At 58.8% G+C, this 21,631-nt stretch carries 18 protein-coding genes and 1 other RNA gene; 10 read left to right on the top strand and 9 right to left on the bottom strand.

The window, feature by feature from the left end; all coding sequences use genetic code 11:
* Window positions 1-179: 179 nt before the first annotated feature.
* Both menI and ydiJ read right to left on the bottom strand, forming a co-directional pair.
* Window positions 180-590 carry a 1,4-dihydroxy-2-naphthoyl-CoA hydrolase gene (gene menI / locus ACP4QI_RS08910; protein WP_285110838.1) on the bottom strand — a complete coding sequence of 137 codons (411 nt, stop codon included), beginning with the start codon at window positions 588-590 and terminating at the stop codon, window positions 180-182.
* Window positions 587-3,643, bottom strand: a complete 3,057-nt coding sequence (gene ydiJ / locus ACP4QI_RS08905) for a D-2-hydroxyglutarate dehydrogenase YdiJ (RefSeq protein ID WP_426494842.1) — start codon at window positions 3,641-3,643, stop codon at window positions 587-589. Before ydiJ ends, menI begins: the two co-directional genes overlap by 4 nt.
* 207 nt (window positions 3,644-3,850) lie before the next feature.
* Between ydiJ and ydiK the strand changes: the two genes are divergently transcribed.
* A complete protein-coding gene (gene ydiK, locus ACP4QI_RS08900) occupies window positions 3,851-4,963 on the top strand; it encodes an AI-2E family transporter YdiK (protein ID WP_142489195.1) in 1,113 nt (370 codons plus the stop codon).
* 186 nt (window positions 4,964-5,149) lie between these two features.
* An RNA gene (rprA, locus tag ACP4QI_RS08895) (antisense sRNA RprA) lies at window positions 5,150-5,260 on the top strand.
* A 110-nt stretch (window positions 5,261-5,370) separates the two neighbouring features.
* Here rprA and ppsA read toward each other — a convergent pair.
* Window positions 5,371-7,749, bottom strand: a complete 2,379-nt coding sequence (gene ppsA, locus ACP4QI_RS08890) for a phosphoenolpyruvate synthase (protein ID WP_285127865.1) — start codon at window positions 7,747-7,749, stop codon at window positions 5,371-5,373.
* 338 nt (window positions 7,750-8,087) lie between these two features.
* Between ppsA and ppsR the strand changes: the two genes are divergently transcribed.
* The 8 genes from ppsR (at window position 8,088) to ACP4QI_RS08850 (ending at window position 16,229) form a co-directional block, all read left to right on the top strand.
* On the top strand, window positions 8,088-8,921 hold the full coding sequence (ppsR, locus tag ACP4QI_RS08885) for a posphoenolpyruvate synthetase regulatory kinase/phosphorylase PpsR (protein WP_142489193.1): 834 nt from the start codon (window positions 8,088-8,090) through the stop codon (window positions 8,919-8,921).
* A gap of 154 nt (window positions 8,922-9,075) precedes the next feature.
* Window positions 9,076-10,122, top strand: coding sequence for a 3-deoxy-7-phosphoheptulonate synthase AroH (gene aroH, locus ACP4QI_RS08880; RefSeq protein WP_426494843.1), 1,047 nt, complete (start codon window positions 9,076-9,078; stop codon window positions 10,120-10,122).
* A 156-nt stretch (window positions 10,123-10,278) separates the two neighbouring features.
* The gene (gene hemP / locus ACP4QI_RS08875) at window positions 10,279-10,515 is read left to right on the top strand and encodes a hemin uptake protein HemP (protein ID WP_185902350.1); all 237 of its coding nucleotides are present in this window, start codon (window positions 10,279-10,281) and stop codon (window positions 10,513-10,515) included.
* A gap of 69 nt (window positions 10,516-10,584) precedes the next feature.
* On the top strand, window positions 10,585-12,570 hold the full coding sequence (locus ACP4QI_RS08870; protein ID WP_426494844.1) for a TonB-dependent hemoglobin/transferrin/lactoferrin family receptor: 1,986 nt from the start codon (window positions 10,585-10,587) through the stop codon (window positions 12,568-12,570).
* A 48-nt stretch (window positions 12,571-12,618) separates the two neighbouring features.
* Window positions 12,619-13,647 carry a hematinate-forming heme oxygenase ChuS gene (gene chuS, locus ACP4QI_RS08865; RefSeq protein ID WP_426494845.1) on the top strand — a complete coding sequence of 343 codons (1,029 nt, stop codon included), beginning with the start codon at window positions 12,619-12,621 and terminating at the stop codon, window positions 13,645-13,647.
* A complete protein-coding gene (locus tag ACP4QI_RS08860; RefSeq protein WP_426494846.1) occupies window positions 13,644-14,465 on the top strand; it encodes a heme/hemin ABC transporter substrate-binding protein in 822 nt (273 codons plus the stop codon). Before chuS ends, ACP4QI_RS08860 begins: the two co-directional genes overlap by 4 nt.
* Window positions 14,465-15,457 (top strand): FecCD family ABC transporter permease, encoded by a 993-nt coding sequence (locus tag ACP4QI_RS08855; RefSeq protein WP_426494847.1) that lies wholly within the window; start codon window positions 14,465-14,467, stop codon window positions 15,455-15,457. The genes ACP4QI_RS08860 and ACP4QI_RS08855 overlap by 1 nt, the downstream gene beginning before the upstream one ends.
* A complete protein-coding gene (locus ACP4QI_RS08850) occupies window positions 15,450-16,229 on the top strand; it encodes a heme ABC transporter ATP-binding protein (RefSeq protein ID WP_142489187.1) in 780 nt (259 codons plus the stop codon). Before ACP4QI_RS08855 ends, ACP4QI_RS08850 begins: the two co-directional genes overlap by 8 nt.
* Here ACP4QI_RS08850 and selO read toward each other — a convergent pair.
* From selO to btuC, 6 genes are all read right to left on the bottom strand, one after another.
* Window positions 16,226-17,668: a protein adenylyltransferase SelO gene (selO, locus tag ACP4QI_RS08845; RefSeq protein WP_426494848.1), complete on the bottom strand. Its 1,443-nt coding sequence runs from the start codon at window positions 17,666-17,668 to the stop codon at window positions 16,226-16,228. The genes ACP4QI_RS08850 and selO overlap by 4 nt on opposite strands.
* Before the next feature lie 61 nt (window positions 17,669-17,729).
* Window positions 17,730-18,443, bottom strand: a complete 714-nt coding sequence (locus tag ACP4QI_RS08840) for an EAL domain-containing protein (RefSeq protein WP_285127874.1) — start codon at window positions 18,441-18,443, stop codon at window positions 17,730-17,732.
* A 288-nt stretch (window positions 18,444-18,731) separates the two neighbouring features.
* Window positions 18,732-19,196, bottom strand: a complete 465-nt coding sequence (locus ACP4QI_RS08835) for an NlpC/P60 family protein (RefSeq protein WP_426494849.1) — start codon at window positions 19,194-19,196, stop codon at window positions 18,732-18,734.
* Window positions 19,197-19,267: 71 nt separating this feature from the next.
* Window positions 19,268-20,023 (bottom strand): vitamin B12 ABC transporter ATP-binding protein BtuD, encoded by a 756-nt coding sequence (gene btuD / locus ACP4QI_RS08830; protein WP_426494850.1) that lies wholly within the window; start codon window positions 20,021-20,023, stop codon window positions 19,268-19,270.
* The gene (locus tag ACP4QI_RS08825; RefSeq protein WP_142489182.1) at window positions 20,023-20,574 is read right to left on the bottom strand and encodes a glutathione peroxidase; all 552 of its coding nucleotides are present in this window, start codon (window positions 20,572-20,574) and stop codon (window positions 20,023-20,025) included. The genes btuD and ACP4QI_RS08825 overlap by 1 nt, the downstream gene beginning before the upstream one ends.
* Before the next feature lie 36 nt (window positions 20,575-20,610).
* Window positions 20,611-21,591, bottom strand: a complete 981-nt coding sequence (gene btuC / locus ACP4QI_RS08820; protein WP_285127876.1) for a vitamin B12 ABC transporter permease BtuC — start codon at window positions 21,589-21,591, stop codon at window positions 20,611-20,613.
* Window positions 21,592-21,631 lie beyond the last annotated feature (40 nt).

Raw genomic sequence — 21,631 nt, 5'->3', positions numbered from 1 at the left:
GGTTTCTTGCTCCATCCGGCGCTTATCTCCGGCACTCATCATGGCTTAGCTCTTGAAGGAGCATAAGAATAATCTCATGATTCATGCTGTCGGATTTAACATAAATTGCGACCTGTCAGAAATCAATGCTGTTTCAATGAGATGGAAATGTAAAAAGGCCGCTTTCGCGGCCTTCACTTTTATACGACTGCGGTCGTCAACCGCGAAGAGCAGCACAACCGCTGCTGTTCATCGAAGATATCAATCTGCCACACCTGGTGTCGCCCGCCGGTATGCAGAGCGCGACAGACGCCGCGCACTCGCCCGCTGCGCACGGAACGTATGTGGTTGGCATTGACCTCCAGCCCCACCACCTTCTGCTCCCCTTCGGTGCAGAGATAGCCCGCTACCGAGCCCAGGGTTTCGGCCAGCACCACCGACGCGCCGCCGTGCAGCAGGCCAAACGGCTGATGAGTGCGGCCGTCCACCGGCATGGTCGCTTCCAGTTCATCTTCGCCGATGCGGGTAAACTGAATGTCCAGCAACCCCACCATGTTCCCGTCGCTCATGGCGTTTAACGCCTGCAGGGTGACAGCACGTTTCCAGATCATCCCATAATCTCCAGTAAAGCCTGCAGTGGATGGCGTACGCCGCTGCCCTCGACGCGCTTCACCTGGCTGCGGCAGGAGTAGCCGGTCGCCAGACAGCGATTACGCGGCAAACGCTGCATCGCCTGATGCCAGGAGAGCTCATAGATCCCCAGCGAGTTCTTGTGGTTCACCACCTCATGGCCGTAGGTCCCGGCCATGCCGCAGCAGCCGACGCTGACGCTCTCAAGCTTCGCACCAAAGCGGGCAAAGATCGTAGCCCACTGGACAGGAGCGCCCGGCAGCGCGGTGACTTCGGTACAGTGGCCGAACAGGTACCAGGATTCGCCGCTGGTCTCCCGGGCGGCTTGCCCGTCGACAATCGCCGGGAGCCACTCATGTACCAGCATCACGTGGAAGTCGCCTCGCTTGTCACCGAGGGTCTGCTTGTACTCATCGCGATAGCAAAGCACCAGCGCCGGATCGACGCCGACCATCGGCATCCCCAGCAGCGCCACCCGGCTAAGGAAGTCAGAGGTCTTTTGCGCCGTTTTGGCGAAACGATTGAGGAAACCTTTAATGTGCTGGGCTTTCCCGTTCGGCGAGAACGGCAGCAGTACCGGCTGATAGCCCAGTCGCTCCACCAGACGAATAAAGTCAGCCACTACCTGCGCGTCGTAATAGCTGGTGAACGGGTCCTGCACCACCAGCACGGTTTTCGCTTTCTGCTCCGGGCTCAGGGCCTCCAGCTGCTCAAGGGTCAGGTTGGCGGAGCGATGGCCCACCAGCTGGCGCTGCAGCGACGGCGTGGAGAGCAGCGGCAGGTCAATCATGCCGATATGCTTCTCGGACAGTTTGCGCACCAGCGGCTGGTTGATAAAGAAGTTGAAGGTGCGCGGCGCGCGGGCCATCAGCGGGGCATAGCTCTCAACCGTCGCCACCAGATGATCGCGCATCGGGCGCAGGTAACGGCTGTGGTAGAGCTGCAGGAAGCGCGAACGGAACTCCGGCACGTCGATCTTAATCGGGCACTGGGTAGAGCAGGCTTTACAGGCCAGGCAGCCGGACATCGCCTCTTTCACCTCGTGGGAGAAATCGTACTCCCCTTTGCGCGCGTGCCAGCTGTTACGGGTGCGCTCAACGAGAGTGCGCAGGCTGGCGCGTTTTTCCGGCAGCTCTTTCTCCAGCGCCAGCGGATCCACGCCGCGGTCGGCCAGCAGACGCAGCCACTCGCGCACCAAAGTGGCGCGCCCTTTCGGGGAGTGGATGCGGTTGCTGGTGATCTTCATCGACGGGCACATCGGGCTTTTGGCATCGAAGTTAAAGCACAGGCCGTTGCCGTTACACTCCATCGCGCCGCGCCACGAAGCGCGCACCGCAATCGGGATCTGGCGATCGAAGGTGCCGCGTTTCACCGCGTCTACCTGCATCATTGGGGCATCAACGCCCTCAGGCGGACAAATTTTACCAGGGTTGAGCCGGTTGTCCGGATCAAAGGCCGCTTTGATTTTGCGCAGTTCGCCAAACAGCGCCTCGCCAAAGAAGGCCGGGCTGTACTCCGCGCGGAACCCTTTCCCGTGCTCGCCCCACAGCAGGCCGCCGTATTTCGCGGTGAGGGCTACCACGTCATCGGAGATCTGCTTCATCAGCATCTCCTGCTGCGGATCGCACATGTCCAGCGCAGGGCGAACGTGCAGTACCCCGGCATCGACGTGACCGAACATGCCGTAACTCAGGCCGTGGCTGTCGAGCAGGGCGCGGAATTCGACAATATAGTCGGCGAGGTGTTCCGGCGGGACACAGGTATCTTCGGCAAAGGGGATCGGCTTGGCCGCCCCTTTGGCATTACCCAACAGGCCGACCGCTTTTTTACGCATCGCATAGATACGCTCAATACCGGCAAGCTCGTTGCACAGCTGCCAGCCAATTATCCCGCCCTCGCCCCGGGCGATCAGCTCGTCGAGCCGCTGGCACAGGGCCGCGACCTGACTTTCGATGAGTTCGGCGTCATCACCGGCAAACTCAACGATGTTCAGGCCCAGCATCTCTTTGTCGGGCACGTCGGCGATCAGCTCGCTGACCGAGTGCCAGACAATATCTTCCCGCGCCAGGTTGAGCACTTTGGAGTCGACGGTTTCCACCGACAATGCGCGGGCATCCACCATAAAGGGGGCATTACGCAGCGCAGAGTCAAAGGAGTTGTACTTGACGTTCACCAGCCGGCGCACTTTTGGCAGCGGGGTGATGTCGAGACGCGCCTCGGTGATAAAGGCCAGCGTGCCTTCTGAACCGGTCAGGATGCGGGTCAAATCGAACTGGCTCAGGTCGTCATTGAAGACATGACGCAGATCGTAGCCGGTCAGGAAGCGGTTCAGTTTCGGGAATTTATCGATAATCAGCTGGCGGTTGTCGCGACAGCTGTCCAGCACGGTGCGGTAGATGCGCCCGGCGGTGGTGTTGTCCGTCCCGAGCGTCTCGGCCAGTTCGACCGGCACGGGCTGGGTATCAAGAATATCGCCGCCAAGCAGCACCGCCCGCACCCCGAGGACGTGATCGGAGGTTTTGCCGTACACCAGCGAGCCCTGGCCCGAGGCGTCGGTGTTGATCATCCCGCCGAGGGTGGCACGGTTACTGGTCGACAGCTCCGGGGCAAAAAAGTAGCCGTAGGGCTTCAGGTACTGGTTAAGCTGATCCTTGATCACCCCGGCTTCAACCCGCACCCACCCCTCTTCCGGGTTGATCTCAATGATGCGGTTCATATAGCGGGACATGTCGACAACGATCCCGGTATTCAGCGCCTGGCCGTTGGTGCCGGTGCCGCCGCCGCGGGGGGTAAAGATCAGCGAAGCGAAACGCTCCTGGGATGCTACACGGGCCAGCAGGGCCACATCAGCGGTAGAACGGGGAAAAACGACTGCATCGGGAAGTAGCTGGTAGATACTGTTGTCGGTCGCCATGGTCAGCCTGTCGGCATAACGTGTGGCGGTATCGCCGGTAAAACCCTGTTGCTCCAAAGCCTGCAAAAAATTGAGCACCAGCTGAACGACGCCGGGTGCCTGAGAAATTTGTGGGATCATTACTGTCGACCCTGCCCCATCTGAATTGTTGTAGATAATCGTTTGCGTTGTATCTCACATTTTGTATCACATTTTATTCATATGCGCCCGACAGAATTACAGGCAGAATCAGCCTGTTAAAAATCGCTGAAATCACTAATGATTAGAGTGATGCAGTTTCCTGTTCTCACCGGTCTTTCCGGTGTCCTTCAAAGGTAAATTTCAACTATGGTCAATCGACACCAGCCCAGGGACGTTGCACAAGTTTTGCTGTCGGTGCTGTTTCTGGCAATCATGATTATTGCGTGTCTGTGGATTGTTCAACCCTTCATTCTTGGCTTTGCCTGGGCGGGGACGGTAGTCATCGCCACCTGGCCGCTGTTTCTCCGTTTAGAGCGCTTGCTGTTTGGTCGCCGCGCGCTGGCGGTGTTGGTGATGACGCTGCTGCTGGTGCTGCTGTTTGTCATCCCCGTTGCCCTACTGGTGAATAGCCTGGTGGACGGCAGCGGCCCGCTCATCACCAGCATCACCAGCGGGGATATGACCTTACCAACGCTGGACTGGCTGAACGATATCCCGCTGATTGGCGATAAGCTCTATGCCGGCTGGCATAACCTGCTGGATATGGGCGGCAGCGCCATCATGGCGAAGGTGCGGCCTTATGTTGGCGCGACCACCACCTGGTTTGTCGGTACCGCCGCGCACCTGGGCCGCTTTGTTGTCCACTGCGTGTTGATGCTGCTGTTCAGCGCCCTGCTCTACTGGCGCGGCGAGCAGGTAGCGCTCGGGGTTCGTCATTTTGCGACCCGTCTGGCCTCCGCCCGCGGCGATGCGGCGATGCTGCTGGCGGCGCAGGCCGTGCGTGCGGTTGCGTTGGGCGTGGTGGTGACGGCGCTGGTGCAGTCGGTGCTGGGCGGAATTGGTCTGGCGATTTCCGGCGTGCCTTATGCCACCCTCTTTACCGTGCTGATGCTGTTAACCTGTCTGATGCAGCTGGGGCCTCTGCTGGTGCTGGTCCCGGCAATTGTCTGGCTCTACTGGAGCGGTGATACCACCTGGGGCACGGTGCTGCTGGTGTGGAGCTGCGTGGTGGGCACGATGGATAACGTCATTCGTCCAATACTGATTCGCATGGGCGCCGACCTGCCGTTAATCCTGATCCTCTCTGGCGTTATCGGCGGGTTGATTGCCTTCGGGATGATCGGTCTGTTTATCGGGCCGGTGCTGCTGGCGGTCTCCTGGCGACTGTTCTCCGCGTGGGTACACGAAGTCCCGCTGCCGCCGACCGATCCCGACGCGCTGCTTGAAGCGCTGAACGAGACGGAAGAGCTGAAGAAGTAAATTCAGGTTCTGGTGGGTTCGCCCACCAGAATGTTAAGCGTCACTTATCATTTCAATTTCCCTTAAGCGCAGCTAAACCCGTTTTTATCCGCAATTGCCTCATTACTCTCATAAAATCTTCACTTTCTTTAAACTATTGAGACGAATCTGATCGACGCAAAAATTCCCCATGCCTACTATTAGGTCACGGTTATGAATCAACAACACCTTGATTTATAAGCATGGAAATCCCCTGAGTGAAACAACGAATTGCTGTGTGTAGTCTTTGCCCATCTCCCACGATGGGCTTTTTTTTATCCAGAATTCGGCAACCATAAAGAAAAACCTGCCATTACAGCAGGTTAGTTGCTCTAAATAAAAAGGCGAGGACCAAAGTCCTCGCCTTTATTCGTTGCAGAAGCGCAGCGTTACTTATTCAGTTCCGCCAGGCTCAGCCAGGTTTGCACCACGGTGTCCGGGTTAAGGGACAGGCTGTCGATCCCCTCTTCCATCAGCCAGGCAGCAAAGTCTTCATGGTCGGAAGGCCCCTGACCGCAGATGCCGACGTATTTGCCCTGTTTCTTCGCGGCGCGGATGGCCATCGACAGCAGCGCTTTCACCGCCTCGTTACGCTCATCAAAGAGCGCAGAGACCACGCCGGAGTCGCGATCCAGACCCAGCGCCAGCTGCGTCATATCGTTGGAGCCGATAGAGAAGCCGTCGAAGTGTTCCAGGAACTGCTCTGCCAGCAGGGCGTTGGACGGGATCTCACACATCATGATGATTTTGAGTCCGTTCTCGCCGCGTTTCAGCCCCTGACGGGCCAGCTCGTCGACAACCGCTTTCGCCTGATCGACGGTACGCACGAACGGCACCATGATCTCGACGTTGGTCAGCCCCATGTCGTTGCGCACGCGTTTCACCGCCTCGCACTCCAGCGCAAAGCAGTCGCGGAAGCTGTCAGAGACGTAACGACCGGCGCCGCGGAAGCCCAGCATCGGGTTCTCTTCTTCCGGCTCGTAACGCTCGCCGCCCACCAGGTTGGCATATTCGTTAGATTTGAAGTCAGAGAGACGCACAATGACGCGTTTCGGGAAGAACGCCGCGCCCAGAGTGGCGATCCCTTCGGTCAGACGGCCGACGTAGAACTCCTTCGGCGAGTCGTAACCCTTCATCATCTCGCGGATCTCTTTCTGCAGCTTCGGATCCTGGTCGTCAAATTCCAGCAGCGCGCGCGGGTGAACCCCGATCATGCGGTTGATGATGAACTCCAGACGCGCCAGGCCAACGCCTTCGTTTGGCAGACAGGCGAAGTCAAAGGCGCGGTCCGGGTTACCGACGTTCATCATGATCTTCAGCGGCAGATCCGGCATGGTGTCGACGCTGGAGCTCTTCACGCTAAAGTCGAGGATCTCGGCGTAGACGTAGCCCGTATCGCCTTCTGCGCAGGAGACCGTGACGTTCTGATCGTCCTTCATGCGCTCGGTGGCGTCACCGCAGCCGACCACGGCCGGAATACCCAGCTCACGGGCGATGATTGCCGCGTGACAGGTGCGACCGCCACGGTTGGTGACAATCGCCGCCGCCTTTTTCATGATCGGTTCCCAGTCCGGGTCGGTCATGTCGGTCACCAGCACGTCGCCCGGCTGGATACGATTCATTTCGCTGATGTCGTGAATGACTTTCACCGGGCCCGCGCCGATGCGGTGGCCGATGGCACGGCCTTCAGCAATGATATTGCCCTGGGCATGCAGCGTGTAACGCTCCATCACCTGACCGCGGGAACGCACGGTTTCCGGACGCGCCTGGACAATGAACAGTTTGCCGGTGTTGCCATCTTTGGCCCACTCGATATCCATCGGACGGCCGTAGTGTTTCTCGATCTGCACCGCCTGCTTCGCCAGCTCCTGCACTTCGGCATCGGTCAGGGAGAAGCGGTCGCACTGCTCCTGCGGCACATCTTCAATCCGCACCTGCTTGCCATGCTCCTGGGTCGGAGCGTAGATCATGCGGATTTTTTTCGAACCCATGGTGCGGCGCACGATAGCCGGGCGATCTGCGGCCAGGGTCGGTTTGTGAACGTAGAACTCGTCCGGGTTAACGGCACCCTGCACCACCATCTCGCCCAGACCCCAGGCGGAAGTGATAAAGACCACCTGATCGAAACCCGATTCGGTATCAATAGAGAACATCACGCCTGACGAGGCCAGATCCGAACGCACCATGCGCTGCACGCCCGCCGACAGCGCAACGCCGCGGTGGTCATAACCCTGATGCACGCGATAGGAGATGGCGCGGTCGTTAAACAGGGAGGCAAACACATGTTTTACCGCCACCAGCACGGCATCGTAGCCCTGCACGTTGAGGAAGGTCTCCTGCTGCCCGGCGAACGAGGCGTCCGGCATATCTTCTGCGGTAGCAGAGGAGCGCACGGCAAAGGAGGCCTGAGCATCATCAGCAGAGAGCTGGTTGTAGGCGTCGTGAATGGCTTTTTCCAGTTCAGGCTGGAAAGGTGTATCGATGATCCACTGGCGGATCTGGGTCCCGGCTTTGGCAAGCTCAGAGACATCATCAATGTCCGTGTTATCCAGTAGTTCGTAAATGCGCTGGTTTACGCCGCTTTGGTCCAGAAAATAGTTAAACGCATCGGCGGTAGTCGCAAATCCATTCGGTACGGAGACACCCATACTGGACAGATTCGTAATCATTTCACCCAGGGAGGCATTTTTGCCTCCAACTCTGTCTACATCATTCATGCCGAGTTGGTTATACCAAAGCACCAGCGGTGACGAGCCATTGTTGGACATCGAAACAATCCTTTTGTGATATATGAACGGGTTTTAAGAAACTCCTTACTGCGTATTTATACTGTCATATTTATTCGCGCTAAAAAAACGGTGAATCGTGTAAGCACTTTTATTTTTTAGCTTTTCAGACTGTTCCCGCTTAAATGCTAACCTAATGATTCGTATGGATTCCCACAAAAAAACTCAGACTTTAGGGTGATTTTGAAAAATGAAACACCCCTTTCATTAAAAATAAAAATAGCGTTTCATTTTTAATTTCCCTCCCGCGCTGACTGTTGTATTTTACTTTTTTAATTTATGCTTTCAGTCAATTACATCTGATATACAGAGTGTGCAAAATGGATAATGCTGTCGATCGCCACGTTTTTTATATTTCCGATGGTACGGCGATCACCGCCGAAGTGTTGGGCCATGCGGTGATGTCGCAATTCCCGGTTTCCATCAATAGCATCACGTTGCCGTTCGTGGAAAACGAAAGCCGTGCCCGAGCGGTAAAAGATCAAATCGACGCCATTTTCCAGCAGACCGGTGAGCGGCCTCTGGTGTTCTACTCGATTGTGATCCCGGAAATTCGCAATATCATTCTGCAAAGTGAAGGCTTCTGTCAGGACATTGTGCAGGCGCTGGTGGCCCCGCTGCAGCAGGAGTTAAAGCTGGATCCGACCCCGGTGGCGCACCGTACCCACGGCCTGAACCCGGCGAATATCATCAAGTATGATGCCCGTATCGCCGCCATTGATTACACCCTCGCCCATGATGACGGCATCTCGATGCGTAACCTCGATCAGGCCCAGGTCATTCTGCTCGGCGTCTCGCGCTGCGGGAAAACCCCCACCAGCCTCTATCTGGCGTTACAGTTCGGGATCCGCGCGGCAAACTACCCCTTTATTGCCGACGATATGGACAACCTCGTCCTTCCGGCAGCGCTCAAACCCCTGCAGCATAAGCTCTTTGGTCTGACCATTAACCCGGAACGGCTGGCGGCGATCCGTGAAGAGCGTCGGGAGAACAGTCGCTACGCCTCGATGCGCCAGTGCCGGCTGGAGGTAGCCGAAGTTGAAGCCCTGTATCGTAAAAACAACATTCCGTGGCTGAACAGTACCAACTATTCGGTAGAAGAGATCGCCACCAAAATCCTCGACATTATGGGCCTCAATCGCCGCATGTACTAATAGACTAGTACATCAGTCCATATTCCTTTATACTCCCACCCCACAACAGGGCACCGCTTGTGCCCTGCACTTGAATTCAGCGGGGATTGGTTTAAGGTGATGCCCATCACTTCCCGGTAAGTTACCGTTGAAGCACTACATTCTGAGAAATACCATGAATAAAACCGATGAACTCCGCACAGCGCGTATCGATAGCCTGGTGACGCCAGCTGAACTGGCCCAGCGGTACCCTGTTTCTGCGGCAGTGGCAGAAAACGTGACAACGTCACGTAAACGTATTGAAAAAATTCTAAACGGTGAAGATCGCCGGCTGCTGGTGATTGTTGGCCCCTGTTCTATTCACGACCTTGATGCCGCGATGGACTATGCCCAGCGCCTGAAGGGACTGCGGGTTAAACACCATGCACGTCTGGAAATCGTGATGCGCACCTACTTCGAGAAACCACGCACCGTGGTGGGCTGGAAAGGGCTGATCTCCGATCCCGATTTGAACGGCAGCTACCGGGTGAACCACGGCATTCAGCTGGCGCGCAAGCTGCTGTTGCAGGTCAACGAGCTGGGCGTTCCCACCGCCACCGAATTCCTCGATATGGTGACCGGACAGTTTATCGCCGATCTGATTAGCTGGGGGGCTATCGGCGCCCGCACCACCGAAAGCCAGATCCACCGTGAAATGGCTTCGGCGCTCTCCTGCCCGGTGGGCTTTAAAAACGGTACTGACGGTAATACCCGCATCGCGGTAGACGCTATCCGCGCCGCCCGCGCCAGCCATATGTTCCTGTCGCCGGACAAGAACGGTCAGATGACCATCTATCAGACCAGCGGCAACCCATATGGCCATATCATCATGCGCGGCGGCAAACAGCCGAATTATCACCCCCAGGATATTGCGGAAGCCTGCGATACCCTGCGTGAATTCGACCTTCCCGAGCAGCTGGTGGTGGATTTCAGCCATGGCAACTGCCAGAAACAGCACCGCCGTCAGCTGGACGTTTGCGATGAGATTTGCCAGCAGATCCGCAACGGCTCCACCGCCATCGCCGGGATCATGGCCGAAAGCTTCCTGCGCGAAGGAACGCAGAAAGTAGTGGTCGGTCAGCCCATCACCTATGGCCAGTCGATCACCGATCCTTGCCTGAGCTGGGAAGATACCGAGCTCCTGCTGGATAAACTTGCCTCAGCAGTTAACAGTCGTTTTTAAAATCCCTGCCCGGTGGCGGCTTCGCCTTACCGGGCCTGGAAAAGCGATACCGTAGGCCGGGTAAGCGCAGCGCCACCCGGCTTTTTCCCAGGCCGCACAATTCCCACCTCACTGTTTTTTCATAAAACGCTTGCCGTCAAAATCGATTTGTTGATAATGATTATCATTGTTACATTGATTGCTATTTTGAAAAACATTATGTCACGTATGGATAACACTGCAGCAACGCTCACTCGTCCTGAAGACAAAACACAGCCAGCCCCAGGCGCAACCGATCGCCGAATCGACAGTAAACACCTGTTGGGCGAAGAGGGCCGCGTCATTATTGAGCATGACGGCCAGCACTACCTGCTGCGTCAGACACATGCCGGAAAATTAATCCTCACAAAATAAGTCCCCCGCCAGCCACCCAGGTTCCCCCCAGGCAGCCAGCGCTTTTCACTTTTAAATGGAGAGTGGCTCATGCCATACCTGAATACCGCGTCTTTACGCCCGTCGCTGCTGGCACTGGCGATCGTCAGCGCCCTGCCGGGAGCGGCTGTTGCCGCCACCGACGACATGACCGTTACCGCCACCGGTAATGCCCGCAGCGCCTTTGAAGCCCCGATGATGGTCAGCGTCATTGACGCCACCGCCCCGGAAAATCAAACCGCCAGTTCCGCCGCCGATCTGCTGCGCCACGTGCCCGGCCTGACCCTCGACGGCACCGGGCGCACCAACGGCCAGGACGTTAATCTGCGCGGGTACGATCGCCGCGGCGTGCTGGTGCTGGTTGATGGCGTGCGCCAGGGCACCGATACCGGTCACCTGAACAGCACCTTCCTCGATCCGGCCCTGATTAAGCGTATCGAGATCGTGCGCGGGCCGTCCGCCCTGCTGTACGGCAGCGGCGCGATGGGCGGGGTGATCGCCTATGACACCGCCGATGCAAAAGATCTGCTCCAGGCCGGACAAACCAGCGGCTACCGCGTGTTTGGCACCGCCGCCACCGGCGATCACAGCCTCGGCATGGGTGCCAGCGCCTTTGGCCGCACCGATACCCTTGACGGCCTGGTGGCCTGGTCGAGCCGGGATCGCGGGGATATCCGCCAGGGCGGCGGCGGCACTGCGCCGAATGACGAATCGATCAACAATATGCTGGCCAAAGGCAGCTGGCAGATGGATCGGGCCCAGTCCCTGAGCGGCTCGCTGCGCTATTACAATAATGCGGCGCAGGAGCCGAAAAACCCGCAGACCATCGAGGCGGAAGACAGCAGCAACCCGATGACCGACCGCTCCACCATTCAGCGGGATGTTCAGCTGGGGTATCACATTGCCCCGGAAGGCAACGACTGGCTGAACGCCGATGCCCGCCTTTACTGGTCCGAGGCGCGTATTAATGCTCAGAACATCGATGGCACCGGCGAATTCCGCCAGCAGACTACCAAAGGCGGCAAAGTAGAGAACCGCACCCGCCTGTTCGCCGACTCCTTCGCCTCGCATCTGTTGACCTACGGCGGGGAGTACTACCGTCAGGAGCAGGAGCCGTCCGGGGCCACCACCGGCTTCCCTGATGCGAGCATCGACTTTAGCTCCGGCTGGATCCAGGATGAGATCACACTGCGCGACCTGCCGATCACCCTGCTGGGCGGTACCCGCTACGATAACTACAGCGGCAGCAGCGACGGCTATGAGGATGTGGATGCCGATAAATGGTCCTCCCGCGCCGGGATCACCCTGTCCCCCGCGGACTGGCTGATGCTGTTCGGCTCTTATGCCCAGGCCTTCCGCGCCCCGACGATGGGGGAAATGTATAACGACGCGAAACACTTCTCCATTGGCCGGTTCTACACCAACTACTGGGTGCCGAACCCGAACCTGCGCCCGGAAACCAATGAAACCCAGGAGTACGGGTTCGGTCTGCGCTTTGACGATCTGCTGTTGGCTGACGATGCGCTGGAGTTCAAAGCCAGCTACTTTGATACCCATGCTAAAGATTACATCTCCACCACCGTCGATTTTGCCGCCGCGACAACCATGTCGTACAACGTGCCGAACGCCAAAATCTGGGGCTGGGACGTGATGGCGAAATACTCCGCCAGCCTGTTTAACCTCGACGTGGCCTATAACCGCACCCGGGGTAAAGACACCGACACCGGGGAGTACATCTCCAGCATCAGCCCGGACACCGTCTCCAGCAAGCTGGATGTCCCCCTGGCGCAGAGCGGCTTTAGCGTCGGCTGGATCGGCACCTTTGCCGATCGCTCCACTCACGTGAGCAGCAGTTACAGCCACCAGCCGGGCTACGCGGTGAATGATTTCTACGTCAGCTATCAGGGTCAACAGGCGCTGAAAGGCGTGACCACCACCCTGGTGCTTGGCAACGCCTTTGACAAAGAGTACTGGTCCCCGCAGGGCATCCCGCAGGATGGCCGCAACGGCAAGATTTTCGTGAGTTATCAGTGGTAATTACCCTGCCCCGGCGCTGCCGGGGTATTTATCCGGAAGGAAGAGACAATGAATCACTACACACGCTGGCTTGAACTCAAACAAGAAAACCCGGGAAAATACGCGCGGGACATCGCTGCCCTGATGAACATCAGCGAAGCCGAACTGACCTGGGCCCGGGTAGGACATGACGCGTGGCGTCTGCACGGTGAAATTCGCGAGATCCTCAGCGCGCTGGAAGCGGCAGGCGAAACCAAATGCATCTGCCGCAACGAGTATGCGGTTCATGAGCAGGTGGGCACCTTCACTAACCAACACCTGAACGGCCATGCCGGACTGGTGCTCAACCCGCGCGCGCTGGATCTGCGCCTGTTCCTCCACCAGTGGGCCAGCGCGTTTCATATCACCGAAACCACTCCCCGCGGCGAACGCCAGAGCATTCAGTTTTTCGACCATCAGGGCGATGCGCTGCTGAAGGTCTATGCCACCGACAACACGGACATGGCTGCCTGGGGCGACCTGCTGTCCCGCTTTATCTTCGCCGATAACCCGCCGCTGGCGCTGAAAGCCGCCGACCCGGCAGTTAACGTGGCGAATCCCGACGCTGCGACGGTGGACAGCGAGTGGCGCGCCATGACCGACGTCCACCAGTTCTTCGGCCTGCTGAAGCGCCACAGTCTGACCCGGCAACAGGCGTTCCGTCTGGTGGGGGACGACCTCGCCTGTCAGGTGGATAACAGCGCCCTGGTGCAGCTGCTGAATAGCGCCCGTCAGGACGGCAACGAGATCATGATTTTCGTTGGCAACCGCGGCTGCGTGCAGATCTTCACCGGCGCGGTGGAAAAAGTGGTTCCGATGAAGGGCTGGCTGAACATCTTCAACCCGGCCTTTACCCTGCATCTGCTGGAAGAGACCATCGCTGAAAGCTGGGTGACCCGCAAACCGACCGCCGACGGGCATGTCACCAGCCTCGAACTCTTTGCCGCCGACGGGACGCAGATCGCCCAGCTGTACGGTCAGCGCACGGAAGGCGAGCCCGAGCAGATTCAGTGGCGTTCACAGATTGACGCCCTGACGGTAAAAGGGCTGGCCGCATGAGAAAACTGCTCGCCCTGCTTGTCGCCCTACCGCTGGCCGCCATCGGCGCGGTACAGGAGAGGATCGTCGCCCTCGGCGGCGACGTGACGGAGATTATCTACGCTCTGGGGGCCGAAGGCTCGCTGGTGGCGCGCGACAGCACCAGCCAGTGGCCGGAGCAGGCCACCTCGCTGCCGGACGTGGGCTACCTGCGCCAGCTCAATGCCGAGGGGATCCTGGCGATGCGCCCGACGCTGGTTTTAGCCAGCGCCCAGGCGCAGCCTTCGCTGGCGCTGAAACAGGTCGGGCAGAGTAACGTCAGCGTGGTGACGGTGCCGGGCAGTAATGCCCTCAGCGTTATCGACGAGAAAGTGCGGGTGGTGGCCCAGGCGACGCACCGCATTGCCGAAGGGGAAACCCTGCGTAAGCGCCTGCGGCAGGAGCTGGCTGCGCTGCCCGCCTCACCGATCGATAAGCGGGTGCTGTTTATCCTCAACCACGGCGGGATGACCGCCATGGCCGCCGGGCAGGAGACCGGGGCCGATGCGGCGATCCGCGCGGCCGGTCTGCATAACGCCATGCAGGGGTTCTCCCGCTATCAGCCACTCTCTCAGGAAGGTGTGATCGCCAGCCAGCCCGATCTGGTGGTGATTTCGCAGGAGGGCTTAAAGGCGATGGGTGGAGAAGCCAATCTGTGGAAGCTGCCAGGTCTGGCGCAAACCCCGGCGGGACGTCATAAACAGGTATTGCAGATTGATGATATGGCACTGCTCGGGTTTAGCGTGCGTACCCCGCAGGCCATCGGACAGCTGCGCAGCAAAGCCGAGCAACTGCCCTGATGCCTCGCCGGATCGGTTATTCCCTGTGGGGACTGGGAATGGCGCTGGCGGTGATGACGCTGCTGGCCACCGGTTTTGGCGCGTTGCGCCTGCCGGTGTCCCTGCTGTGGAGCGGCAGTGACGAAGCCCTGCGTCAGATCTGGCTCACTATTCGCCTGCCGCGGGTGCTGCTGGCGCTGGTGATTGGCGGCTCGCTGGCGCTGGCGGGCTGCGTGATGCAGGGGCTGTTTCGCAACCCCCTCGCCGATCCGGGTTTGCTCGGGATCAGCAGCGGTGCCGCCTGCGCCGTCGCCCTGTGGGTGGTGTTGCCCATATCCCTCCCCGCTCTGCTGATGCTCTACGCCCCGATGCTGGCGGCCTTTCTCGGCGCGCTGGCGGCGACCGTAGTGATTTTTCTCCTCAGCCAGCAGCGGGAGAACTCGCTTTCGCGTCTGCTGCTGGTGGGGATCGCCATCAATGCTCTGTGCGGGGCGGCGGTGGGCGTCCTCTCCTGGGTCAGTAACGATGCCCAGCTGCGCCAGCTCTCACTGTGGGGGATGGGCAGTCTCGGCCAGGCGCAATGGTCCACCCTGCTGGCGGTGACCTCGCTGATGATCCCCACCGTGCTGGTGATCTGGCGGCTGGCTACAGCCCTGAACCTGCTGCAGCTGGGTGAGGAGGAGGCGCACTATCTGGGCGTCGACGTGCGGCTCGTTCAGCGGGTTTTACTCCTGTGCAGCGCCCTGCTGGTGGCCGCCGCGGTGGCGGTGAGCGGAGTGATCGGTTTTATCGGTCTGGTGGTGCCGCACCTGATGCGCATGTGGCTGGGATCGGATCACCGGGCGGTGATCCCCGGCTCGGTGCTGGCGGGGGCCTTTCTGCTGCTGATTGCCGATACCGCCGCACGCACGCTGGTCGCCCCGGCGGAGATGCCGGTGGGGTTGCTGACCAGCATTCTCGGCGCGCCCTGGTTCCTGTGGCTCATTTTCCGGCGTGGAGGTCAGCATGGCTGAACCCTTACTGGCTGAAGGCCTGTCTTATAGCGTGGCAGGCCGGGCGGTGGTACGCGATGTCTCGCTGTCGCTCGCACAGGGCGAACTGGTGGCGCTGATCGGCCCCAACGGCGCGGGGAAATCAACCCTGCTGCGTCTGTTAACCGGTTTTCTCCGGCCGGATACCGGGCGCTGTCTGCTGGACGGAAAAGCCCTGGCGGCGTGGGGTACCCAGGCGTTATCGCGTCAGCGGGCGGTGATGCGCCAGCAAACTCAGCTGGGCTTTGACTGGCCGGTGGAGGCGGTGATCGGGATGGGACGTTCGCCCTGGACGCCGCAGCCTGAAGCGCAGATCGTCAGCGAGGTGATGCAGCTCACCGGCTGTCAGCCGCTGGCGGGTCGTCAGTATGCGGCCCTGTCGGGCGGAGAGCAGCAGCGGGTACAGCTGGCCCGGGCACTGGCGCAGCTGTGGTGCGACGCCGCGCCGCGCGGCTGGCTGTTCCTCGATGAGCCCACCTCGGCGCTGGATCTTTACCACCAGCAGCATCTGCTGCGGCTGTTGAAAACGCTGACTGCGGACGGGAACTTGCACGTCTGCGTAGTGCTGCACGATCTCAATCTGGCCGCCTTATGGGCCGACCGGATCGTGCTCCTGCACGAGGGGAGGATTGTCTCCCAGGGAACGCCCCCGTCGGTGCTAAAGGCCGATGACCTTGCGCGCTGGTATGGCGCGCAGGTACATGTGGGCCTGCATCCGTTGAACGCTACTCCCCAGGTTTTTCTCGTCTCTTAGCTTGAACAACTTACTTCCAGCCGCTTACCCCAGTCGGGGGGGCGGCTGATGTAGTCATCGTTGCGGTCGGCAAACGGCGTACGCAGCGCCTCGTGCAACCGGTGCAGTTCGGCGTAATCGCCTTTCTCCGCCTGCTCGATCGCCCGCTGCGCCAGCCAGTTGCGCAGCACCATCGCCGGGTTAACGGCATTCATCTGTGTCTGACGCTCGTCATCCGCGATATTCTCCCGCTGGAGACGTTCGCGGTAGGTCGCGAACCAGTCATCGAAGGCCTGCCGGTCGATAAATTCGTCGCGAAGCGGCGAGGCGGCGCTGTGCTGCTCGGTTTGGCCCAGCATGCGGAAGGTGCGGGTGTAGTCACTGCCTTCCCGCGCCATCAGCGCAAACAGGTTATTCAGGATGTCGTTGTCGCCCCGCTCCTGGGTCATCAGCCCCAGCTTACGGCGCATCAGCTTGCCATACTGCTGCAGGAGCACCTCCTGATAGCCATCCAGCGCGTCGTTGAGGGCGTCAACATCGATTAACGGCGACAGGGACTGTGCCAGCCGCTGCAGGTTCCACAGCCCCACCGCCGGCTGGTTATCAAAGCTGTAGCGCCCCTGATAGTCGGAATGGTTGCAGATATAGCCCGGCTGATAGTCGTCGAGGAAGCCGTACGGGCCGTAGTCGATGGTCAGACCGAGGATCGACATGTTATCGGTATTCATCACCCCGTGGGCAAAGCCCACCGTCTGCCAGCTGGCGATCAGCGCGGCAGTCCGCGTCACCACATCGCGGAACCAGAGGATGTATTTATCGGCATCGTCCTGCAACTGCGGCCAGTGATGCTTGATGACAAAATCCGCCAGTTGGCGAACTTTCTCCGGCTCGCGGCGATAGTAGAAGTGTTCGAAATGACCGAAGCGGGCGTGACTTTGAGCCACGCGGATCAGCATTGCCCCCTGCTCCATGGTCTCACGTGCCACAGGCGTGTCGCTGGTGACGATCGACAGCGCGCGAGTGGTGGGGATCCCGAGGGCGTGCATCGCTTCCGAGGCCAGGCTTTCACGGATGGTCGAACGCAGCACGGCGCGCCCGTCGCCCATACGTGAATAAGGGGTGAGCCCGGCGCCTTTCAGGTGCCAGTCCATCGTTTGCCCGTTGGCGAGTTGCTGTTCGCCGAGCAGGATCCCCCGCCCGTCCCCCAGCTGCCCGGCCCAGACGCCGAACTGATGGCCGCTGTAAACCTGGGCCAGCGGCTGCATGCCCGGCAGCAGGGTTTCGCCGCCAAACACGCCAGCGCCCTGTTCGGGGCTAAACAGCGACTCCGGGATCGCCAGCTCGGTGGCCAGCGCCGTGTTATGCCAGATCAAGCGGGCATTATTGAGTGGAGTGGGTTTCAGAGCCGTATAAAAGCCGGGTAATTCATCATGCCAGTGCGCGGTAAAAGACAGGGTCATAGGTCCTCCTGCTTTTAGTGTAGTGGGTTTATCAGAGGTTAAACACCGGGTAAGGTAAGGGTTATCCCTGCACCAGGGTGGTAATGCGCTCAAGGGGAACGGCAGGCCACAAGCCGCCCTGCATGGCGCTGAAGCCAAATGCCGACAGCCGCTGCAGGGTAAGGTCGTCGTCCACGCCCGCCACCATCAATGACTGACAGTAGGGCGAGACCTGAGTCATGATCGCCTTTAATAACAGCTCGAATGTATTATCTGTTAAATGCTGTTGAATGAAGTTTTTATCCAGCGCCACGCGTTTAAACATGCCATCAAAAATGGCTTTGGTGGAGGCATCCCCGGCGCCGAAATTGCCAAGCACCAGCGGAAAACGCAGGGCAAAGTCCATCAGGGCCGTATTCATATTGCCTTTATTCAGATCGGGATAATTCTCATTAATGCAGAACTCCAGCCACGGATGTTGCTCACTTATTGCAGCACCGTTTTCTTCTGTTAACAGGTATTCAACGATGGCCGGAGAGATATTTATCCATGCTGTCAGCTGCTGCTGAATAAAAAAGAGTTTGCAGCTGTCGAGCATCGCCAGCTGTTCCTGAAACAGCATCAGCTCTTGCTCAGGGGAGAGATACGGGCGCACCAGTTCGGTCGGAATGCGGACCTGGTTATCCACACCAACAAAGTTCACGACTATTTCAAGGCCTGTCAGCGATCCTGAGTCATTCCGCGCAGGCAGTAATAACAATTCAGACTGATAAGCAATATCCAGCATCACAATCATGGCGTCCGACCCGGTTTAAAAACGATACAAGACATCCTGAAACATATGCTGAAGCAATTCAACTTTATGGATTTTAATAAGATTAATTTCATTCGTTCCATTAAATATTCGGATTTTCCTTAGTCCTGAAATAATCTTATCCTGGATAGTGCTTAATAGCCAGTTGTCGCTAACTAACAGAATTGCTTCAAATTAATTCAGCGGCTAAGCAATTCTCCACAATTAAAGCTCACTAACGAATAACATTTACGGATGAAAGAGAATGTCGCGCCGCGCGGCGCGACAGGGTTAAATACGTCGGGCTTGCCAGAAATTTTTACGCCAGTAGACGTTATTGAGGGAAGAGCGCATCACACCACGACTGGTAGAGGCATGAATAAATTGATTGTCGGTGTCATATATCCCGACGTGTAGCCCGCTTTCGCCGGAGCCGGTTTTGAAAAACACCAGATCGCCCGGAAGCAGCTCATCTTTGTCAATTTCGGTGCCAATGGTGGCCTGCTGGCGCGTTTCACGCGGCAGCTGTAGCGCAAACTGGTCGCGGAAGGTCAGGAGCACAAATCCTGAACAATCAATCCCGCCACGCGTCATGCCGCCATAGCGATAAGGGGTGCCGCTCCAGTGATGCAGCTGATCGTTCAGGCCGGCAATCACGGCAATAGAATCGGACAGCCGCGCGTTCGGAGGCGGTGCGCGATGGCTGCTGCATCCTGCAAGAAATAGCGTGGCCACAAGAAGAAAACAGAATCGCATTCCAGACGAATCCTCTGATTTTTGTGCTTTCCGTAATTTAGCCTGTGAATATGTCGCTGTGCAACAAGCGGTTATTCCTGGGACGTCGAAATGATCATTCTGTGACCTTCGATGTCCAGACGGCGAAATGACATATCGTAGGCTTTAGCCAGATTCGGCGGCGTCAGCACGCTGTCCCGCGCGCCGCTGGCGATAAGCAACCCCCGCTTCAGCAGCCAGACGCGATGGGCGTGGCGCAGCGTATGGTTCAAATCGTGGCTGCTCATAACCACCGCAATCCCCTGCCGTGACAGGGCGCTTAACAGCCGGTCGAGGGCCACCTGCTGGGCGACGTCGAGACTGTTCATCGGCTCGTCCAGCAACAATAGCTGGCCGTGCGGATTGCCGCCAGGGTGGATTTGCAGGATCACGGCAGCCAGCCGCACGCGCTGCCACTCCCCGCCGGAGAGCTGGCTGACGTGGCGAGAAAGTTTATCCTCGATACCCAGCGTCCCCGCCACGTCACTTAACAACGTTTTTTGCTGTTTGTCGTACTGATGCAGCGTCAGATAGTGCCAGACCGGCATGGCGAACGGCGCGCTTTGCTGCTGGGCCAGATAAGCCCTGCGGCAGGCCAGCGACGCAGGGGACCACCGGGGGAGCGGCTCGCCCTGCAACAGGATTTCGCCCGGCCCGGTGCTCAACCCGGCCATACGCGCAAGCAATGTGCTTTTACCTGCCCCGTTCGGGCCGACCAGGTGCAGGATCTCCCCCGCATTAACCTGGGCGGAAATCGCTTGCAGACGCCCGGTTTCCGTCACGCCATTGAGCTGCATCAGCATCGACATTACTTCGCGAGTGCCAGCTTGATCGCTTCCATCAGGATCGGATCCTCAGGGGTCATATCCGGCGCAAAACGCTGGACCACTTCCCCATCGCGGCCAATCAGGAATTTTTCGAAATTCCATAAAATGTCATCAGGATAGAGCGGCGCACGGCCTTTGCTTGCCAGACGCTCATAAAAACCGCTGCTTTCAGGAGCGACAGCCACCGGGGCGGCGGCAATCAATTTTTGGTACAGCGGGTGACGGGCTTCGCCATTGACATCGATTTTGCTGAACATCGGGAAGGTAATGCCATAGGTAGTGCTACAGAAGGTTTTGATCTCCTCTTCGCTACCGGGCTCCTGGCCGAGGAACTGGTTGCATGGGAAACCGAGCACGGTAAACCCGTCCTTTTCCCATGCTTTGTGGATATTTTCGAGCTGCTCATACTGCGGCGTCAGACCGCATTTCGATGCCACGTTCACCACCAGCAGCACCTTCCCTTTATAGTCCGCAAGGGTCGTGGTTTTGCCATCAATGGTCGTCACTTCGGTGTTCAGAATATCGTTCGGCATAGCATTCTCTCAGGTTGTGTTTCAGATGGGCTGTACTTAACGTCCGGCTTTTAAGAGTAGCCAGATAAACACGGGTGCGCCCAGTGTCGCAGTCACCACCCCAATGGGCAGCTCCGCGGCATTGAGCGCCAGGCGCGCGATGATATCCGCGAAAAGCAGCGTTGCGCCGCCCGTCACTGCCGCAGCGGGCAATAACAGCCGGTGATCGGTAATACCGCACAAACGCAGCATATGGGGAATGACAAGACCGATAAAGCCGATAGCGCCGGCCAGGGCTACGCTCACGCCCACCATCCAGCCGATGGCGACCACCAGCGTGTTGCGCCAGAAGGTGAGCGGCAGGCCGAGCTGACGGGCCGAAATCTCCCCCAGCGCCAGAATGTTCAGCGGCGGCGCCTGAAAGCAGGACCAGACGATGGCGGGCGCCAGCAGGAGCATCAGCCAGCCCTGCCCCCAGTCCACGCCGCCGAAACCGCCCATCATCCAGTACATCAGCTGGCGCAGGTCGAAGGCGGTGGAAAAATAGACTGCCCAGGTCATCAGGGCGCTACAGATGATTCCCAGCGCCACCCCGGCCAGCAGCAGGCGGCTTACGGAGAGGTGACGGCGGGCGAAACGCAGCAAGATGAGGGTGATGATCAGCGCCCCGGCGATGGCGCAGAGGCTTAAGCTCCAGCCCGATAACGTCCCGCCGCCGAGCATCACGGCGGCAATCAGCCCTACCCCGGCCCCGTTCGATACGCCCAATAATCCGGGCTCCGCCAGCGGGTTGTCGAACAGCGCCTGCATGATAGTTCCGCTGAGCGCCAGCGCTGCCCCCACCAGCACCACGGCCAGCGTACGCGGCAGGCGGATTTGCCAGATAAACAGCTCCCCACGGGGAGTGAACCACGCTTCAGGACCAATCCACCGATCGCCGGCGCACAGGCTCAATCCCAGCGCGATAACCAGCGCCAGTAACAGAAAGAGCAATTTACGCAGATCGGCGCGGTACTGCTGACGGGCAAGTTCGGGCATCGGAGTCATTATGCGGGTGAATGATGTAACTGATTTTACG

Origin of the sequence: Leclercia sp. TB492, from assembly GCF_049974505.2 — a bacterium.
Lineage (GTDB): Bacteria > Pseudomonadota > Gammaproteobacteria > Enterobacterales > Enterobacteriaceae > Enterobacter > Enterobacter adecarboxylatus_C.
This window is presented reverse-complemented; position numbering and strand designations above follow the sequence as displayed.

Excerpts from the sequence above, each read along its gene's own strand:
- ACP4QI_RS08835 (WP_426494849.1), bottom strand. The coding sequence starts at position 19,196 with ATGCGATTCTGTTTTCTTCTTGTGGCCACGCTATTTCTTGCAGGATGC.
- ACP4QI_RS08850 (WP_142489187.1), top strand. The coding sequence starts at position 15,450 with ATGGCTGAACCCTTACTGGCTGAAGGCCTGTCTTATAGCGTGGCAGGC.
- ppsR (WP_142489193.1), top strand. The coding sequence starts at position 8,088 with ATGGATAATGCTGTCGATCGCCACGTTTTTTATATTTCCGATGGTACG.
- ACP4QI_RS08840 (WP_285127874.1), bottom strand. The coding sequence starts at position 18,443 with ATGATTGTGATGCTGGATATTGCTTATCAGTCTGAATTGTTATTACTG.
- ydiK (WP_142489195.1), top strand. The coding sequence starts at position 3,851 with ATGGTCAATCGACACCAGCCCAGGGACGTTGCACAAGTTTTGCTGTCG.
- aroH (WP_426494843.1), top strand. The coding sequence starts at position 9,076 with ATGAATAAAACCGATGAACTCCGCACAGCGCGTATCGATAGCCTGGTG.
- selO (WP_426494848.1), bottom strand. The coding sequence starts at position 17,668 with ATGACCCTGTCTTTTACCGCGCACTGGCATGATGAATTACCCGGCTTT.
- btuD (WP_426494850.1), bottom strand. The coding sequence starts at position 20,023 with ATGTCGATGCTGATGCAGCTCAATGGCGTGACGGAAACCGGGCGTCTG.
- hemP (WP_185902350.1), top strand. The coding sequence starts at position 10,279 with ATGATTATCATTGTTACATTGATTGCTATTTTGAAAAACATTATGTCA.
- ACP4QI_RS08860 (WP_426494846.1), top strand. The coding sequence starts at position 13,644 with ATGAGAAAACTGCTCGCCCTGCTTGTCGCCCTACCGCTGGCCGCCATC.
- ppsA (WP_285127865.1), bottom strand. The coding sequence starts at position 7,749 with ATGTCCAACAATGGCTCGTCACCGCTGGTGCTTTGGTATAACCAACTC.
- ACP4QI_RS08855 (WP_426494847.1), top strand. The coding sequence starts at position 14,465 with ATGCCTCGCCGGATCGGTTATTCCCTGTGGGGACTGGGAATGGCGCTG.
- menI (WP_285110838.1), bottom strand. The coding sequence starts at position 590 with ATGATCTGGAAACGTGCTGTCACCCTGCAGGCGTTAAACGCCATGAGC.
- chuS (WP_426494845.1), top strand. The coding sequence starts at position 12,619 with ATGAATCACTACACACGCTGGCTTGAACTCAAACAAGAAAACCCGGGA.
- btuC (WP_285127876.1), bottom strand. The coding sequence starts at position 21,591 with ATGCCCGAACTTGCCCGTCAGCAGTACCGCGCCGATCTGCGTAAATTG.
- ACP4QI_RS08870 (WP_426494844.1), top strand. The coding sequence starts at position 10,585 with ATGCCATACCTGAATACCGCGTCTTTACGCCCGTCGCTGCTGGCACTG.
- ACP4QI_RS08825 (WP_142489182.1), bottom strand. The coding sequence starts at position 20,574 with ATGCCGAACGATATTCTGAACACCGAAGTGACGACCATTGATGGCAAA.
- ydiJ (WP_426494842.1), bottom strand. The coding sequence starts at position 3,643 with ATGATCCCACAAATTTCTCAGGCACCCGGCGTCGTTCAGCTGGTGCTC.